We start from the raw sequence: 15,199 nt of genomic DNA, 5'->3' as shown, positions 1-15,199 counted from the left end.
CGTTAACGAACTGATGGAATCGCCGTTCTCAGTCGGCTACCGTGAGCTCGTGCAGGGATCATTGCGCGACGCACTACGCGGCGAGGGCCTGGTGCTCTGTCTGGCGCTAATGAATGCACGCACACCGGATGTCCCGGCCATCGCGGCGGCATGTGGATACGACGCCGTTTACGTCGACCTTGAACACACCTCTACCTCGCTGGAGACAGCTTCAATGCTGTGTGCGAGCGCGATCGGAGCGGGGATCTCCGGCCTGGTGCGGGTGCCGTCTGGTGACCCCAGTGTCATTGCGCGTGTTTTGGACAATGGTGCAGTCGGAGTCATTGTGCCACATGTGAATTCACGTACTCAGGCGTTGGCAGTCGTGGATGCGGCCCGGTTCCCTCCGCTGGGGCATCGGTCGATATCCGGACCCAACGCGGTCAGTGGCTATGGGCCGCTGTCGGCCGCCGAGCTGACCGGTGTCCTCGAGCGCAAGACGGTGGTCGCGGTGATGATCGAAACACCGCGAGCGGTCGAAGCGAGCGAGGCGATCGCAGCAGTCGAGGGCATCGACATCTTGCTCATCGGTCCGAGTGATCTGACGGCCGAAATGGGCATCCATGGAGATTATGAGAATGCCCATTTCCGCGATGCAGTAGAATCGGTCGCGGCGGCTTGTCGTACACACGGCGTGGCGCTGGGGATAGCCGGTATCAAGTCCGTTGACCTGCTGAAACGGTTCACAGAATTGGGTCTGCGTTTCATTTCAGCTGGTACGGACGTCGGGATGATGACCGAAGCGGCGACCTCCCGCGCCAGGGCCTTGAGAGAACTCGACAAGTAGCCGAAAACCTCGCCACCGCAACAGGAGGACGGATGCCCACCGCGATCTACACCGAACAAGTCGCCGATCCGATGGCGTGGACCGGCGCCGACTTTACGAGCAAGGAGGACTTCGCATTCGACCTGTCGGCCCGCAACGTCGCGGCCCTGGAGTCGATCCTCGCGAAGACGTCGAATAAAGATCGCGACGACATCACGCCCGACGATGCACGCCACCCCGACCTCGACGACGATCTAGCCCGGTTGTATCAGGATCTGATGTTCGGCAAGGGACTTGCCTGCGTGCGAGGGTTTCCCGTCGAACAGCACTCGATCGAGGACCTGGAGCGGATCTATTGGGCGTTCTGTACGCACCTCGGCTATTTGGTGTCTAACAATTCGTTCGGGCACCGAATGGTGCGCGTGCAGGAGGAGATTCTGCCCAATGGCGTCCAGCCCGCCAGGGGCACGAAGTCGCGCGCCGAACTTGCGATGCACAACGACGCCGCTGACATCCTGTCGCTGCTGTGTGTCTACCCAGCCGCGCAAGGCGGCGAGAGCCAGTTCGCCAGCGGACCTGCGGCGCACAACCGAATCCTCGCGGAAAGGCCGGACCTGCTGGACGTCCTTTACCAAGGGTTTCCGCATCACCGGCGCAGCGAGCAGCCTGACGATCAGCCCGACGTCACGCCCTACGACGTGCCGGTGTTTTCGCAGATCGACGGACGCATCTGCATCAACTTCACCTACAGCAGCATCCTGCCCGCGATGAAGACCATCGGCCGAGAGTTCACGCCCAAGCATGAGGAGGCCGTCGAGCTGCTGCGCAACATCCTCGTCGAGCAACAGGTCGAGTTCCGGCTCGAATCGGGTGAGGCGGCAGTGGCGAACAACTTCGCGATGTGCCATTCGCGCTCGGACTTCGTCAGCAGTACCGATCCGAAGAAGGCGCGGTGCTTCTTGCGCGCATGGATGGAGGTACCGCGTGAAGACCGCAGGTTGCCGATCGGTCGCGAGTACTTCCACATGGAGAACAAAGACCTCCGGCTGGGTTACGACATCGTGCCAGGAAGGGACGGCGCAATCGCGCGTAATGACTACAAGAATGTCGACGCCGCGCTCGCCGATATGTTCAAGGCGGCACAGGCGAAGCCCAAGCTGAAGAAATGACCGCCAGCCCACGTCCGAGGCTCGTCTACGAGCGGTGGACCGACCCCGCCGCCGGCGACATTCTGGAAGTGGCCGACGTCGATGTGGTGAAGCTCGATCTGACTGCACCCGCCGAACAAGGCTGGACGAGTTTGGAATCTGCACACGGATACCAAGTCGCCACACGCACCGACGTGGCAGCCGTGGAGAGCGGCGCGCAGTGGCTGGCAGGAGCGGCACTGGTGAAGCGCTGCGTCAACCTGCTCGCCGTGTGTTCGGCGGGCGCTGGTTATGACGTCATCGATGTGGAGGCATGCACGCGTGCGGGCATTGCAGTGTGCAACAACTCCGGTCCCGGCGCCGAGGCGGTCGCAGAACACGCCCTGGGCTTCATGCTGGACCTGGCCAAGAAGATAACCGTCGCGGATCGGGCACTGAGGTCTGGTCCGTTGCAGGATCGCTTGGCACTGAAGGGATCTCAGCTAATGGGTAAGACCCTCGGCGTCATCGGACTCGGTGCCATCGGCGGCCGCCTCGTCGAACTGTGTGCACCATTCGGCATGCAGGTGCTTGCCTTCGACCCGTATGTCGACGAAGTCACTGCGCGAGCCCTTGGCGCGCGGGTCGTCACGCTTCCCGAATTACTCGAGCAGTCGGATTTCGTCCAGGTCACCTGCCCGCTGACCAGCGAGACGAGGGGCCTCATAGGCAGGGCACAGTTCGCGGCGATGAAGCCGACCGCATTCTTCATCACGACCGCGCGCGGACCCGTGCATGACGAAGCAGCGCTGCTCGACGAACTCGTCAGCGGAGGCATCGCAGGCGCCGGCCTCGATGTGTTCCACGATGAGCCGCCACGGCATGACAACCCGCTGCTGCATCTCGACAATGTGGTCGCGACGCCACACACCGCGGGGATCACCGTCGAGGCCGCCCGTGACATCGCGGTGGCCACCGCCACGCAGTGGCAGACCATCTTCGCCGGCGAAATGCCCCCGCGCTTGCTCAATCCCGATGTCTGGCCCCGGTATTGCGATAGATTTTACGACATCTTCGGATTCCGTCCCAGTGCCACAACAGTTTTGGAGAAGAGGAGTCCCGCGCGGTGACGCGATACGCCACGATCGAAGTCGAGGTCAAGGGGCACACCGCGTGCGTCACCCTCAACCGGCCCGAGGTGCTCAACGCGATCAACGACGAGATGATCGCCGAACTGGCCGTGGCCTACGCGGAAATCGAGAGTTCCCAAGACATCTGGACGGTGATCGTCACGGGCGCCGGTCGCGCGCTGTGCGTCGGAGCCGACGTCAACAAGGCTGCTGACCACGATATGGAAAACGCGGCCGGAATCGACAACCAGGGCGAGCCGATTCTCAGCTCGATGCGGCAATGGGATGCGCCGCAAGAAGCTACGCCACCGTGGCTGCAGATGACCAAGCCGATCATCTGCGCAGTCAACGGCATCGCATGCGGCGCCGGAATGGACCTCGTGACGACGGCGGATATCACCATCGCGTCCGAGCGTGCAACGTTGATGGACCCTCACGTCAGCATCGGGGTGGCGTCAGGGCGCGAAGGCGTCAGGCTCGCGCGGATTCTGCCGTTGCCCGTGGCGATGCGACTGATCCTGATGGGTAAGCACGAGCAACTCGACGCCCAGCGAGCATACGATTTGGGGGTCTTCACAGAAGTAGTGGCCCACGAGACGCTCATGGACCGCGCCTGGGAGATCGCCGAGATCGTCAACTCGAATGCGCCACTGGCAGTGCGGGGTTCGCGTATGGCCGTACGAAAGGGGCTGACGCTGCCCATCTATGAGGCCGAACTGCTCGCTGAGAACTACCGCATGAAGGTGGCATTGACGAAGGACGCGATCGAAGGGCCGCGAGCCTTCCTCGAGAAGCGCAAGCCCGACTGGAAGGCGCTTTAGGCCGGCTCCCTACGCCAGACCGAAGAAGTTCTTCGCGTTGGTGGACAACACTTTCCGCTTGGTCTCCTCGTCCAGACCTTCGGTGGCCTTGTTGGCGACATCCATGCTGTGTGGCCAGTTGGTGTCATTGTGCGGGTAGTCGGTCTCGAACATGAGCTGGTCCTCGCCGACAAGATCGAGGATGCGGAAAGCGACCGGGTCGCCGAAGGTGGAGAACCACACGCGGCCCGGCACCTGGGTGCTTGGCGGTTCGGTCAGCAGGGGATGGATGCCGCCCCACGCTCGGCGGTCCTCCCAGACCTCGTCGACACGCTGCAGGTAGTAGGGAATCCAGCCGGCCTGTGCCTCGGCGAACGCGAGCTTGAGTCCGGGAAATTGCTTCAGCTTGGCAGAGAACAGCCAATCCACCAGAGCGATAGTGCAATTGACCGCCATCAGTGCACTGGTGACGACATGCGGCGAGTCAGGTGACGACTTTGTGAGCGAGGAGCTCGACCCGATGTGCAGCATGATGCCGACCTCGTTGCGCTCACAGGCGGCGAAGAAGGGGTCCCAATAGCCGCTGTGGATGGAAGGCAGGTCGAGGCGCGAAGGCAGCTCGGAGAAGCACACGGCGCGCATACCCTTTGAGGCGACCCGGTCGACCTCCTTGACGGCGAGGTCGACGTCCCACAGCGGGATGATGCCGAGCGGGATCAGCCGGCCGTTGGAACTGCCGCCCCACTCGTCGATCTGGAAGTCGTTGTAGGCCTGCACGCACAGCTCGGCGAGTTCCTTGTCCTTGGCGTACAGGAAGCGCTGACCGCAGAAGCGCACGAGAGTGTTGGGAAAGCACGCGGAGGCCTCGATGCCTGCGATGTCCATATCGGCGAGACGGTCTGCCGGACGGAAGCAGCCGGGGCGCATCTCGTCGTAGGTGATCGGGTCAGTGGTCAGCTCGTCGAGTTCGTAACCTGCGGCCGCGCTGATGAGCGGAATCGGGATGATCGCATCCTCGTAGTGCCAGATGTCGGCATCGCGGCCCTCGTCGTCCTCGACGAACGCGACGTCGGAAGTAACTGATGGATCCATGCGCCCTCGGTGCCGGACGATCCGCGGCCCGATCTCTCGGTAGCGCTCAGGCAGCCGGCTGGTCCACAGATCAGCGGGCTCCACAAGGTGGTCGTCCGGTGAGACGATGAGGATATCTGTGCTCAACGCAGCGCTCCTTCGCGAAACATGGATTCCCGCAAGCGAGAATGACCGTTTCCAGGGTAGCGCATCGACGCCTGCGGGTGCGCGCGGACTGCAGTCCTGCAACCGACGTCCAACATGCACGTGTAGGTAGGTTCGCCGAAAACGCCGGGGAACGCGTATTCTCAATACACCATGACTGCGAAGAAGCGCACCGCCGCCCAGGAATCCAAGGCCGAACTGGAAGTCGTCGACGCTGAACTCGAGATGCCGACCAGTTGGCAGGAACGAACGATCGAGCGCCGACTCAGTCAGGCCCGAGCGCGTGCGCTGGCCCGCAGCTCTCGGTTTCTCGCTACCGCGCTCGAGTTAGTCGAGGAGTCCGGTCGGGCTGACTTCACCATCCAGACGCTGATCGACCGGTCCAATCTGAGCCTGCGTGCGTTCTACCAACATTTCGCCGGCAAGGAAGAACTGTTGTTGGCGCTCTACGAGAACGCCACCAGTCAGTTCATCGAAGCCATCCGCCATGAGGTGGCGGCCGCTGACGGTCCGATGGAACAACTCGAGGCCTTCTGTCGTGGATTCCTCTCGCGTGCGGAGTCATCCGAGGCGATCGGCGGTCGAGTGATGACGATCTACAACCTGAGCCTGGAGATCGAGCGGCCCGCTGACTTCGCCAAGATCTGGGAACCTCACCAGAAACTCCTGACCAAGATCCTCACGGCCTGCTCCCGCGCCGGCCTGGTCCGCAAGGATCTGACTCCAACACAGCTCACCACGCTGCTGAACTCAACACTGATCGCCCTCGCCCAGATCGGGGTCTTCCACCTTGGCGTCAAGGGCGCAGTACTCAGCGAGGATCAGCTGTGGGCGTGGTGCAAGCAGGCGCTCACGTCACCAGCCGGGGCCAAGGCGGCCAAGTCCGCGCCCGCGAAGGCGACGCCCCGGCGCACCACGACCCGCAAGCCCAGAAAACTAACGGGGTAAGCCGAGCCCCCGCTGGGCGATGATGGAGCGCTGCACTTCACTTGTGCCGGCATAAATGGTGGTGCCCAAGGAGAACCGCATGAGGTATTCGAAGCGGCCATGCTCCGGTGCCGTCGGCTCGAAGTAGCTGCGCACCGCGTCGGGTCCCACCAGTTCCACGATGTCCTGGCTGGCGCGCACCAGTGCTTCGGTGCTGAACACCTTGGACATCGGTCCCTCCGCGATGGGCGTCTGACCGGTCTCGGTCATCCAGACGCAACGCCGCAAAAGCAGCCGCGCGACCTCGTCTTCCATTGCGACCCTTGCGATTCGCCTTCGTACGTCAGACCGGCTGAGCTGAGGTGACCCGTCATCGGCTTCGGTGCAGACCGCCCACCGCTCGACGTGATGCAGCAGCCGGGAGATGTGCGGTCCCCACCCGGAGGCGTGCTCGTCCTGAAGCGACAGACCCATCACCTGCCAACCGGCATCGACATCGCCGATGCGCCACTCGTCGCCGATGCGCACGTCGCTGTAGAACGTGATATTCGTCCGCTCTCCCGAAAGCGTCCATACCGCTTGAGCTTCGAAGCCGTGGCTATCCAGCGGTACGAGAAACATGGTGAGCCCCTTGTGCTTCGGCTTGTCCGGACTGGTCCGCGCCAGCAGAAACACGTAATCGGCGATGTGACCGTTGGTGGTGAACATCTTGGAGCCGTTGATGACCCATTCGTCGCCCTCGCGTACCGCCTTGGTAGTCGCCGCTGCGACATCCGAGCCGCATTCGGGCTCGGTGAAACCCAGGGCAATGGTGATATCGCCTTTCATCGCACCGCCGAGGATGCGGTCCTTCAGCTCAGGAGTGCCGACCGCGCGGATGATGGACGCCACCATTCGAGTGGTCTCCGAGAGATACATCGGCGCATCCGCCCACATGAGTTCTTCTCTGAGAACCTGTTCGTCCCATCCGCGGCGGTTCTGGCCGCCGAATTCGGTGGGCCAGCTCGGGGCAAAATATCCCTCGTCCACAAGTCCTCGGGCGAAGTCGTCGTCATGTGAGACGCCGCTGCGGTAGATCCGCTCCTCGAACTCGGCAGTCAGCACTCGCCGAAGATGGGCGCGCACCTCTTCGCGGTACGCCGCGGTGTCGCTGTCGAGCTGAAAGTGCATGGATCAGAACCAATCTGTCACACGAGGACCTGCAAGCTCGCAGGCGCGATAATGCTACTCTCAATTATGAGAGTAACCGTATCCGCACGTGATTGGGCCTGAACGTGGACCTCAGCCTCTCCGCCGAACAGCGGCAACTTGTCGACTCGTTCGCCGCGATCTATGCGCGAGAGTCAACGTCCGAGCGCGTGCGTGCCGCCGAGTCTTCGGGCTTTGACGTCGGGCTGTGGACGGCGCTGCAGGAAACCGGTGCGGTCGAGATGGCCGTCGACGAGGCGGCAGGCGGCTGGGGTGCATCAGAGCTCGACTTGGCGTTGATCGCGGTGCAGTACGGTCGAGCGTTGGCTTCCGCGCCGCTGCTCGAGGCCCAGGTAGTAGCCAGGTTGCTCGGCCGCTGCGGACCTGCGGGCGCGGAACTGCTGACTGACATCTTGAGCGGCGAGAAGCTCGTCAGCTTCGCGCCGCGATCCGCGCGCGGCGGCGTACTCACGCTCGTGCCCGGCGGGGCGCTCGCCGACGCCGTCGTCGCGCTTGTCGGTGAACGCCTGATTGCGGTGCCGGTGGGTGAAAACCGGCAACGCGTCCAGAATCTGGGTTCGCTTCCGCTTGCCGACGTCACCGTCGGTGATGACGGCCTGGTTCTCGCCGAAGGCGACGATGCGTACAGCATGTTCTCAGATGCACTCGACCTGTGGCTCGCTCTCACTGCCGCGGCACTCTCCGGCGCCGCGAAGAAGGCCGTCGAACTGGCTGTCGAGTACGCCAAGCAACGACACGCATTCGGCACCCTGATCGGATCGTTCCAGGCGGTGTCACATCCGTTGGCGGACAGCGCCACAGCTGCCGACGGCGCGCTACTGCTGGCGTTCGAGGCGGCATGCGCATTCAACGACGAACCCGGGCGGATCAAGGAGTTGGCTGCGATGGCGTTCGCCTTCGCATACGAGACCGCGCGCGACGCGACGCAACGCAGTCTGCACATCCACGGCGGTTACGGGTTCGGCATGGAAGGTGACATCCAGCTGTACTACCGCCGGGTTCGTGGCTGGGCCATGGTTTTCGGCGATTCCGCCGTTGCGCTCGACCGCGTCGCCGACGCCCGTTATGGAGCCGTCGCGGGCTGAGCCACATGGTCAGGCGTCAGACCGGACCTTGTTCTTGGCCGACAGCACGATTGGAGGAGCCGTCCGCCAGTTCGGCACGCCCTGCTCCTCACCGGCCGTCGCACGCTTGTCGTCACGCACGCCAACCCAATGCGAGTGGTTCAGCTGGTGCAGCGTGAAGCAGGACTGCAGCGCGTTGTAGAAGCCCATGTTGTCGACGGACTGGTTGACCGATTCCTTGATCAGCAGCGCCGCCATCGTGGGGACAGTGGCGATGCGCCTTGCCATCTCCAATGTGCGGTCGGCGAGTTCCTCGCGTTTGAATACCTTGCTAACCATGCCGAGGCGGTATGCCTCGTCGATGTCGATCGCGTCACCGGTGAGCATCAGTTCCTTGGTGCGGCGCGGCCCGAACTCCCACGGATGACCGAAGTACTCCATGCCGCACATGCCCAGCCGCGTGCCGACGACGTCGGCGAAACGCACTTCTTCGCTGCCGACGATCAGGTCGCACGCCCAGATCAGCATGAGGCCCGCCGAGAACACATCGCCGTGCACCTGGGCGATGGTGATCTTGCGCAGGTTGCGCCAGCGAAGGTTGTTCTGGAAGAAGTAGTGCCATTCCTGCAGCATGATCTTCTCGGCGCCCTCGCGGGTCCCGCCATTGATCGCCGCGGTGGGGTGCTGGTCCGGCCCCGGTGTGAATTCGGCTCGGGCCTGCTTGGATCCGATGTCGTGGCCCGAGGAGAACATCGGCCCCTCACCCGCAAGGATCACGACGCGCACGGTGTCGTCGGCCTCGGCTCTGGTGAACGCGTCGTCGAGTTCGACCAGCATTCCGCGATTCTGCGCGTTTCGCTGATCTGGCCGGTTCAGCGAGATCCGGACGATCTGGCCGTCGTCGAAAGACTCCCACTTCAGGAACTCGTAATCGCTCATTGTCTCCTCCACGGTTCTCTAACTCCGGTAATGGTGTTATCAATTACTGAGAAAGTATGTTCTCACACGTCGGTGGATCAGATGGAAGGCTGCTCATGGCGAACCGCCAACGCAACCCACGGGTCATTCTCTGGGGCCCGGGGCAGGTAGGAGTCGGCGCTCTACGAGCCCTCATCGCACATCCCGGGCTCGACCTCGTAGGTGTCGTCGTGCACGCCGAAGCCAAGGACGGCGTGGACGCCGGAGACCTGTGCGGGATGCCCAAGACCGGCGTCAGCGCCACCAGAGACATCCAGACCGCTTTGGCAGTCGACGCCGATGTCGTTGCCTACTTCGCGTCGGGTGATTACCGGTATCGCGAGGCGGCGCTGGACGTCGCCCGGTGTCTGCGGGCCGGCAAGAACGTCGTTTGCACTTCGTTGGTGCCGATGTGCTATCCGCCCGCGGCGGACAAGGAAACCGTCGACCTGATCGAGGAGGCGTGTGCGGCGGGCGGAACCAGCTTCTTCAACAGTGGAGTCGACCCCGGTTGGGCAAACGACGTGATCGCGCTGACGATGACCGGCTTCAGCAGCCGCGTCGACAGCATCACGATGCTCGAGATACTCGATTACGGACCGATCAACCAGCCCGACATCATGTTCGACTTCATGGGATTTGGTCACCCGCCTGATCATCCTGCGCCCCTCTTCGACACAAAGCGCCTCGCCGCTCTGTGGGCACCGACGGTGCATCTCGTTGCCGACGGAGTCGGTCTGCCGCTCGACCACGTCGAGACGACGATCGAAAAGTGGTTGGCCACAGAGCGTTACGAGGTCGCCTCGGGCTGGATCGAGCCGGGCACGATGGGCGGAATGCGGTTCAAGCTCGCAGGCATGGTCGACGGTGAGGAGCGTGTCGTGCTGGAGCACATCACGCGGATGGGGGAGGGCTCCGCGCCGGATTGGCCACGGCATCCGTCACCCCACGGGGGTTACCGCGTCATCGTCGACGGCCTGCCGACCTACACGGTGGACATCGAGATGCACGGACGCGGAAACAATATGCGTGGCTTGACCTATGCCACTGTCATGCGTGAACTCAATGCCATCCCTGCAGTTATGGCGGCCCCGCCGGGAACGTTGTCCACATTGGACCTGCCGTTGGTCACCGGGCCGGTACGCGGGGGAAACTGGCGCGGGCTCATGCCACGCACGAGATCGGCATGACACGGCAGGTGGCCCAGTCGACCTCGACCGACCTGTGGGAGGTGATGCGAACAGCGTCCGCAGTTCGGCGATACCGCGCCGAACCGGTCGCGGACGAGGTGCTCGAACGATGTCTGCTTGCGGCGACCTGGGCGCCGTCAGGCGGAAACCAGCAGCCATGGCGGTTCGTCGTGGTGCGCTCGCCCGAGGCACGCGCGGTCATCACCGAAGCTGCCCACCGAACATGGGACAGCCTCAAGGACTTCTACCGGCTGTCCACGCCCGCAGGCGACGCCAATGACCCAAAGTCCCGGGTGCTGCGGGCGATGGCCGAACACATGCGCGTCGGCGGGAACGCACCTGCTCTCGTGCTGTTCTGCGTCCAGCCACAGGCTGGGGCAACTGAACTGCAGCAGGGGGCCTCACTGTTTCCGGCGGTACAAAATTTCCTTCTCGCCGCTCGCGCACAGGGCTTAGGTGCAGCGATTACGTTGTGGCACATGTCCTGTGACGACGCGTTGCGCACTTTGATCGGCATTCCGGACGACTGGGTCGTCGCTGCGCTGGTGACGGCGGGTTGGCCGCAGGGAAGACATCGCATGGTGCGCCGAAAGCCGTTGTCCGAAGTGGCAGTAGTGGATCATTGGGGTCGACATTGGCCACCGGAGAAGGCATGACCACGCGTAAACCCGAACTCTCTCTTTACCTGACCACCTATACCGACGGTCCGCACCATGATTGGCGTGCCACCTTGGGCTACGCCCAGGCCATGGACGCTGCGGGTGTGGACCGGGTGGTGGTCTCCGACCACGTGGTGTTCGGGGAGAACCTGGACGCCTACGCCGACCCGAAGATCGGTGGCCAGGCGGGCGGCCGGCAGCCCACGGGTCCGGACGGAAGCTGGCTGGAGCCTCTGATTGTGCTGACGGCGATCGCCGCCACCACTACGCGGATCAGACTGGGTACCGCGATCCTGCTCGCCGCACTACGGCGGCCCGTTGTGCTGGCCAAACAACTCGCCACGCTTGACGTGCTGTCGGAGGGCCGAATGGATCTAGGCGTCGGCGTGGGCTGGCAGCGTGAGGAATACGAAGCCGCCGGCCTGTCATTCAAGAATCGCGGTCGGTTGCTCGACCACACGCTGGAGGTCTGCCAGACGCTGTGGACGCAGCAGCGGGCGTCCTACGAATCCGCCGAGCTGACGTTCGACGGCATCCACCAAATGCCCAAGCCGGTTCAACCTGGTGGCGTGCCGATGTGGATCAGCGGCACGGTGAACAACGCTGTCGCGCGCCGGATTGCACGCTTCGGAAGCGGCTGGATCCCGTGGGGGCCCGCGTACACGGACATGCCCAGTGCGATTGCGGCGATGAAGGACAAGATCCGCGAGTTCGGCGGAGACCCAACAGATCTGCAGGTGCAGGGTGTCGCGCGTGCTGTAAAACGAGACGACGGCTCGATTGACTTCGAGGCATCGACTGCAGGCGTCCCTGCGCTCGTCGCCGCCGGGGTGACCGACGTCCGGTTTCCGGCGTCGTTATCCGTCGAACCGGACCGAGCGGTGCAGGAGCTTTCGGCGCTCGTCGAGGCGTTTCGCGCCGCCACGACATGAACGGTCAGGGCTTGGCTTGGTCCAGCAGCCACGCCGCCCATGTCGCGTCGGACCGCTTGCCGGGCAGGGCGAGTGCGGTCGAGACGGTGACGATGAGTCCGGTGGCGATAAAGGTTCGCACTTGCATCGCGTCGGCGCCGGTCAGGTCGGCCACCGTGCGCTGCAAGGCAAGGTACCGGCGTGCGACGGCTTCTCGAACGGCGTCGTCTCCTGCAGCGGCGTAGCTCTGCAACATCATCAGCGCGGTGGTGCGATCCCGTTGCAGCAGCCGCCGATACGCCTCTCCCATCGCCACCAACGGCGTCAGCTCGGTGTGACGGTCGGCAGCTTCGCGGAACGCTGAGGTGATGCGGTCGAATGTCGTCTCGACAACCTCGAGGAACAGCGCTTGTTTGGAGCCGAACATCTGCACGACTCGCGGATGGGAGATGTCCGCGCGGGCTGCGATCGCTTCCAAGCGCGTTCCGGCGAGGCCAGTCTCGGCGAACTCTACGGCAGCCGCTTCGAGGATCTCGGCTCTGCGGACCGCGGCAGGTTTGCGAACCCGGGCGGATGTCACCGAGGGGTCTTGCCCAGCTGTCGAAACACCAGCGCGTTGTCGTACAGGCACCGATAGGCGCGGATCAGACCGTCCTCATCGAAATCCAACCGGTCGTCGCCGTGAAATTCGATCGTCTTGCCCGACTTCGCATGAGTGCCGCTGAACCGCCATGCCACCAGCACGGCGCGGCGTGCTACGTCGGCGTAGAGGCCCTCGAGCGCGAACGTGTGATCGGGGTAGGCGGCGTGCATGGCGTTGACGAACGAGCGGATCGAATCGCGACCGTAAACGGTGTCACCGAGCGCCGGTTCGTCATAGACGAGATCTTCGGCGCACAACGCAGCGACGGCGTCTCCGTCGTGGTCATTCCAGGCCTTTTCCCATTGCCGTCCGATCTCCTCCACCGCGGCAGGGTCGGCGATGGCTGCAACAGCGATTAGCGTCATGTCATCTAACTTACTGGTTTGTAAGAAGTCAGGCAACTAGAGCTGTGTGAACTCGATGTGCAATTCAGTGAGCCCGCGCAGCAGGAACGTGGGTTCGTAGAGGTAGTGGCGGTCATCGGCCGCGCCGTGTTTGGCGTCGCTGATCGTGATGTCACGCATGCGATCGAGCATCCGATTGACGGTGATGACACCCTCCACGCGCGCGAGCGGTGCGCCCGCGCAGGTGTGGATGCCGCGGCCGAACGCGATGTGTTCGCGAACGTTCTTTCGGTCCAACCGGAAGTCGTGTGGGTCCTCGAACTTGAGCGGGTCCCGGTTGGCCGCACCGAGGCACAGCATGAGTACCGTCCCGGCCGGAATGCGGACGCCGCCAAGCGTGGTCGTCTTGCGCGCCAACCGGAAGTCCACCTTGGTCGGGCTCTGCGTGCGCAATGACTCCTCGATGAACGGGCCAACCAGTTTGCGGTTCTCGCGCACAGCCTGCTGTAGATCCGGCCGTTCACCAAGCACCTGAACGGCGGAGCTGAGTAGCTTGGTGACCGTCTCCTGGCCCGCCGCGAACAAGAAAGTCGCCGGGCGGACCACCTCGAGCAGTTCCGGGATTGAACCGTCGGGATATGTCGCGGTGGCCATCGTCGTGAGCACGTCTTCGCGCGGTTCGCGTCTCCGCTCTGCAATGTACGCACTGAACTTATCGTCAAGGTACTGAAGGGGATTGAGTGCTACCGGCTCGCCGTCCAGCGCACCTACGCCTCCCGGTTGCCCGGCGCCCAGTGCGTGTCGTATCTCGTCGCGGTCTTCCTCCGGCACACCCAGGAGGTCGGTGATCGCCACTGTTGCGAACGGCCTTGCGTATTCGGCCAAGAACTCGCAGTGGCCGTTCGTGATGAACTCGTCGAGCTGGTGATCGACCAGCTGCCACATGAAGTCCTCGTTCTCCTTGAGCCGCTTCGGCGTCAACAACTTGCTCAGCAGCGACCGCGCACGGGTGTGCGCCGGCGGATCCATGACCACCAAGTGCTCGTTGATCGGAAATTGATGACGATGCGCCTCGATCAGCTCGATGATGTCGTCGCCCTCAGGCTCGAACGGCAGGGGAGGGAACGGTCCGCCGATCGCATTGACCGCCGAGAACGAATCGACGTCTTTGAACGCCGCCATCACCTCGGCGTAGCCCGTGACGGCGACGACACCGTGGTGTGGTTCCCGAAACACCGGCCCCTGGCTGCGCAAGTAGTCGAGGTAGTCGTAGGGGTCCTGCGCGACGGCTGGGTCGGAGAAATAGTCGACAGATACGAAGTCAGTCACAGTTGATCGCTCGATCTACTTCAGCATGCTGCCTGCGTCGACGGTCAGGGGCAGGCCGGTGACATAGCGGGCCTCGTCGGAGGCCAGGAACAGTACGGCGTTGCTGATGTCGGATGCTTCGACCCACCCGACCGGCAACACATGCATGAGTTGCGCGACGACCTTCATGTCCTCTGGACCGGGGTTATCCAGGTCGGGCCGGAACAGCTTCATCGTGCCTTCGTTCATGAACATCGGGGTGTTCACGTTGGTGGGGTGGACAGAGTTGCATCGAATGGAGTGCTGCCCGAGTTCGACGGCGAATGTCCGCATCAGGCCCACCACGCCATGTTTGGCTGCGATGTAATGGCCGGTGTGGGGATAGGCCTTGAGTCCGCCGACCGAGCTCGTCAGCACAATCGAGCCACCGCGGCCACCCGAGAGCAGATGCGGTACACCAGCTTTGACGGTGTGCCAGACCCCCGACAGGTTGACGTCGATCATGTCCGTCCAGTCGTCCTCGCTGGTCTTGTCGAGCGTGTTCCCGCCATTGCCGATGCCTGCGTTGGCGACGATGATGTCCAGCCGGCCAAGTTGTTCGACACCGCTGTCGAGCGCGGCAGTCAACGCGTCGAAATCGCGCACGTCGACCTCGGCGGTGACGATGCGACGGTTCTGCGCCTTGACCAGATCAGCGGTCTCGGCCAGGTCGTCGGGCGTCGACGGGGGGATCTCGCTGCTGCGGCTGATCGGCTTGCAGACATCGATCGCGATGATGTCGGCACCCTCTTGCGCCAGGCGCACCGCGTGGCTGCGACCCTGCCCGCGCGCAGCGCCGGTTATGAATGCGACCTTGCCTTCGACACGGCCAGCCATCTCCACCTCCCGA

Annotated in this window: 16 protein-coding genes; 9 read left to right on the top strand and 7 right to left on the bottom strand. The window is 63.5% G+C overall.

Annotation, left to right across the window (positions count from 1 at the left end; all coding sequences use genetic code 11):
* Positions 1 to 13: 13 nt before the first annotated feature.
* The 4 genes from GGC64_RS16875 to GGC64_RS16860 are packed head-to-tail and all read left to right on the top strand — an operon-like array spanning position 14 to position 3,883.
* Positions 14 to 826 (top strand): HpcH/HpaI aldolase/citrate lyase family protein, encoded by an 813-nt coding sequence (locus GGC64_RS16875; RefSeq protein WP_192723622.1) that lies wholly within the window; start codon positions 14 to 16, stop codon positions 824 to 826.
* A 32-nt stretch (positions 827 to 858) separates the two neighbouring features.
* Positions 859 to 1,974 (top strand): TauD/TfdA family dioxygenase, encoded by a 1,116-nt coding sequence (locus GGC64_RS16870; protein ID WP_192723621.1) that lies wholly within the window; start codon positions 859 to 861, stop codon positions 1,972 to 1,974.
* A complete protein-coding gene (locus GGC64_RS16865) occupies positions 1,971 to 3,062 on the top strand; it encodes a hydroxyacid dehydrogenase (RefSeq protein ID WP_192723620.1) in 1,092 nt (363 codons plus the stop codon). Before GGC64_RS16870 ends, GGC64_RS16865 begins: the two co-directional genes overlap by 4 nt.
* Positions 3,059 to 3,883: an enoyl-CoA hydratase-related protein gene (locus GGC64_RS16860; RefSeq protein WP_192723619.1), complete on the top strand. Its 825-nt coding sequence runs from the start codon at positions 3,059 to 3,061 to the stop codon at positions 3,881 to 3,883. Before GGC64_RS16865 ends, GGC64_RS16860 begins: the two co-directional genes overlap by 4 nt.
* Before the next feature lie 9 nt (positions 3,884 to 3,892).
* Here GGC64_RS16860 and GGC64_RS16855 read toward each other — a convergent pair whose 3' ends face one another.
* Entirely contained in the window at positions 3,893 to 5,080 is a 1,188-nt protein-coding gene (locus GGC64_RS16855; RefSeq protein ID WP_192723618.1) for an amidohydrolase family protein, read from the bottom strand.
* Between the two features lie 171 nt (positions 5,081 to 5,251).
* Here GGC64_RS16855 and GGC64_RS16850 point away from each other — a divergent pair, with 171 nt between their 5' ends.
* Positions 5,252 to 6,046, top strand: coding sequence for a TetR/AcrR family transcriptional regulator (locus GGC64_RS16850; RefSeq protein ID WP_192723617.1), 795 nt, complete (start codon positions 5,252 to 5,254; stop codon positions 6,044 to 6,046).
* On the opposite strand, the gene GGC64_RS16845 is transcribed toward GGC64_RS16850, so the two are convergent.
* A complete protein-coding gene (locus tag GGC64_RS16845; protein WP_192723616.1) occupies positions 6,035 to 7,195 on the bottom strand; it encodes an acyl-CoA dehydrogenase family protein in 1,161 nt (386 codons plus the stop codon). The two genes, GGC64_RS16850 and GGC64_RS16845, sit on opposite strands and share 12 nt — an antisense overlap.
* Positions 7,196 to 7,299: 104 nt before the next feature.
* Between GGC64_RS16845 and GGC64_RS16840 the strand changes: the two genes are divergently transcribed.
* Positions 7,300 to 8,319, top strand: coding sequence for an acyl-CoA dehydrogenase (locus tag GGC64_RS16840; RefSeq protein WP_192723921.1), 1,020 nt, complete (start codon positions 7,300 to 7,302; stop codon positions 8,317 to 8,319).
* Positions 8,320 to 8,328: 9 nt separating this feature from the next.
* Here GGC64_RS16840 and GGC64_RS16835 read toward each other — a convergent pair whose 3' ends face one another.
* Positions 8,329 to 9,237, bottom strand: coding sequence for an enoyl-CoA hydratase (locus GGC64_RS16835; RefSeq protein ID WP_192723615.1), 909 nt, complete (start codon positions 9,235 to 9,237; stop codon positions 8,329 to 8,331).
* A 95-nt stretch (positions 9,238 to 9,332) separates the two neighbouring features.
* On the opposite strand from GGC64_RS16835, the gene GGC64_RS16830 reads away from it, so the two are divergent.
* Genes GGC64_RS16830 through GGC64_RS16820 form a run of 3 tightly spaced genes read left to right on the top strand, consistent with a single transcriptional unit; the run spans position 9,333 to position 12,036 of the window.
* On the top strand, positions 9,333 to 10,445 hold the full coding sequence (locus GGC64_RS16830; RefSeq protein ID WP_192723614.1) for a dihydrodipicolinate reductase: 1,113 nt from the start codon (positions 9,333 to 9,335) through the stop codon (positions 10,443 to 10,445).
* Positions 10,442 to 11,101, top strand: a complete 660-nt coding sequence (locus GGC64_RS16825) for a nitroreductase family protein (protein WP_370582140.1) — start codon at positions 10,442 to 10,444, stop codon at positions 11,099 to 11,101. Before GGC64_RS16830 ends, GGC64_RS16825 begins: the two co-directional genes overlap by 4 nt.
* Positions 11,098 to 12,036 (top strand): TIGR03619 family F420-dependent LLM class oxidoreductase, encoded by a 939-nt coding sequence (locus GGC64_RS16820; RefSeq protein ID WP_192723613.1) that lies wholly within the window; start codon positions 11,098 to 11,100, stop codon positions 12,034 to 12,036. The genes GGC64_RS16825 and GGC64_RS16820 overlap by 4 nt, the downstream gene beginning before the upstream one ends.
* A gap of 4 nt (positions 12,037 to 12,040) precedes the next feature.
* On the opposite strand, the gene GGC64_RS16815 is transcribed toward GGC64_RS16820, so the two are convergent.
* The 4 genes from GGC64_RS16815 to GGC64_RS16800 are packed head-to-tail and all read right to left on the bottom strand — an operon-like array spanning position 12,041 to position 15,186.
* Positions 12,041 to 12,595 carry a TetR family transcriptional regulator gene (locus GGC64_RS16815; RefSeq protein ID WP_192723612.1) on the bottom strand — a complete coding sequence of 185 codons (555 nt, stop codon included), beginning with the start codon at positions 12,593 to 12,595 and terminating at the stop codon, positions 12,041 to 12,043.
* On the bottom strand, positions 12,592 to 13,023 hold the full coding sequence (locus tag GGC64_RS16810; RefSeq protein WP_192723611.1) for a nuclear transport factor 2 family protein: 432 nt from the start codon (positions 13,021 to 13,023) through the stop codon (positions 12,592 to 12,594). Before GGC64_RS16810 ends, GGC64_RS16815 begins: the two co-directional genes overlap by 4 nt.
* A gap of 36 nt (positions 13,024 to 13,059) precedes the next feature.
* Positions 13,060 to 14,331, bottom strand: a complete 1,272-nt coding sequence (locus tag GGC64_RS16805) for a cytochrome P450 (protein ID WP_192723610.1) — start codon at positions 14,329 to 14,331, stop codon at positions 13,060 to 13,062.
* Between the two features lie 15 nt (positions 14,332 to 14,346).
* Entirely contained in the window at positions 14,347 to 15,186 is an 840-nt protein-coding gene (locus GGC64_RS16800) for a mycofactocin-coupled SDR family oxidoreductase (RefSeq protein WP_192723609.1), read from the bottom strand.
* Positions 15,187 to 15,199: the final 13 nt, after the last annotated feature.

This window comes from Mycobacterium sp. OAS707 (assembly GCF_014873705.1).
Lineage (GTDB): Bacteria > Actinomycetota > Actinomycetes > Mycobacteriales > Mycobacteriaceae > Mycobacterium.
The sequence above is the reverse complement of the archived record's forward strand: the minus strand, read 5'-3'. Positions and strand labels throughout refer to the sequence as shown.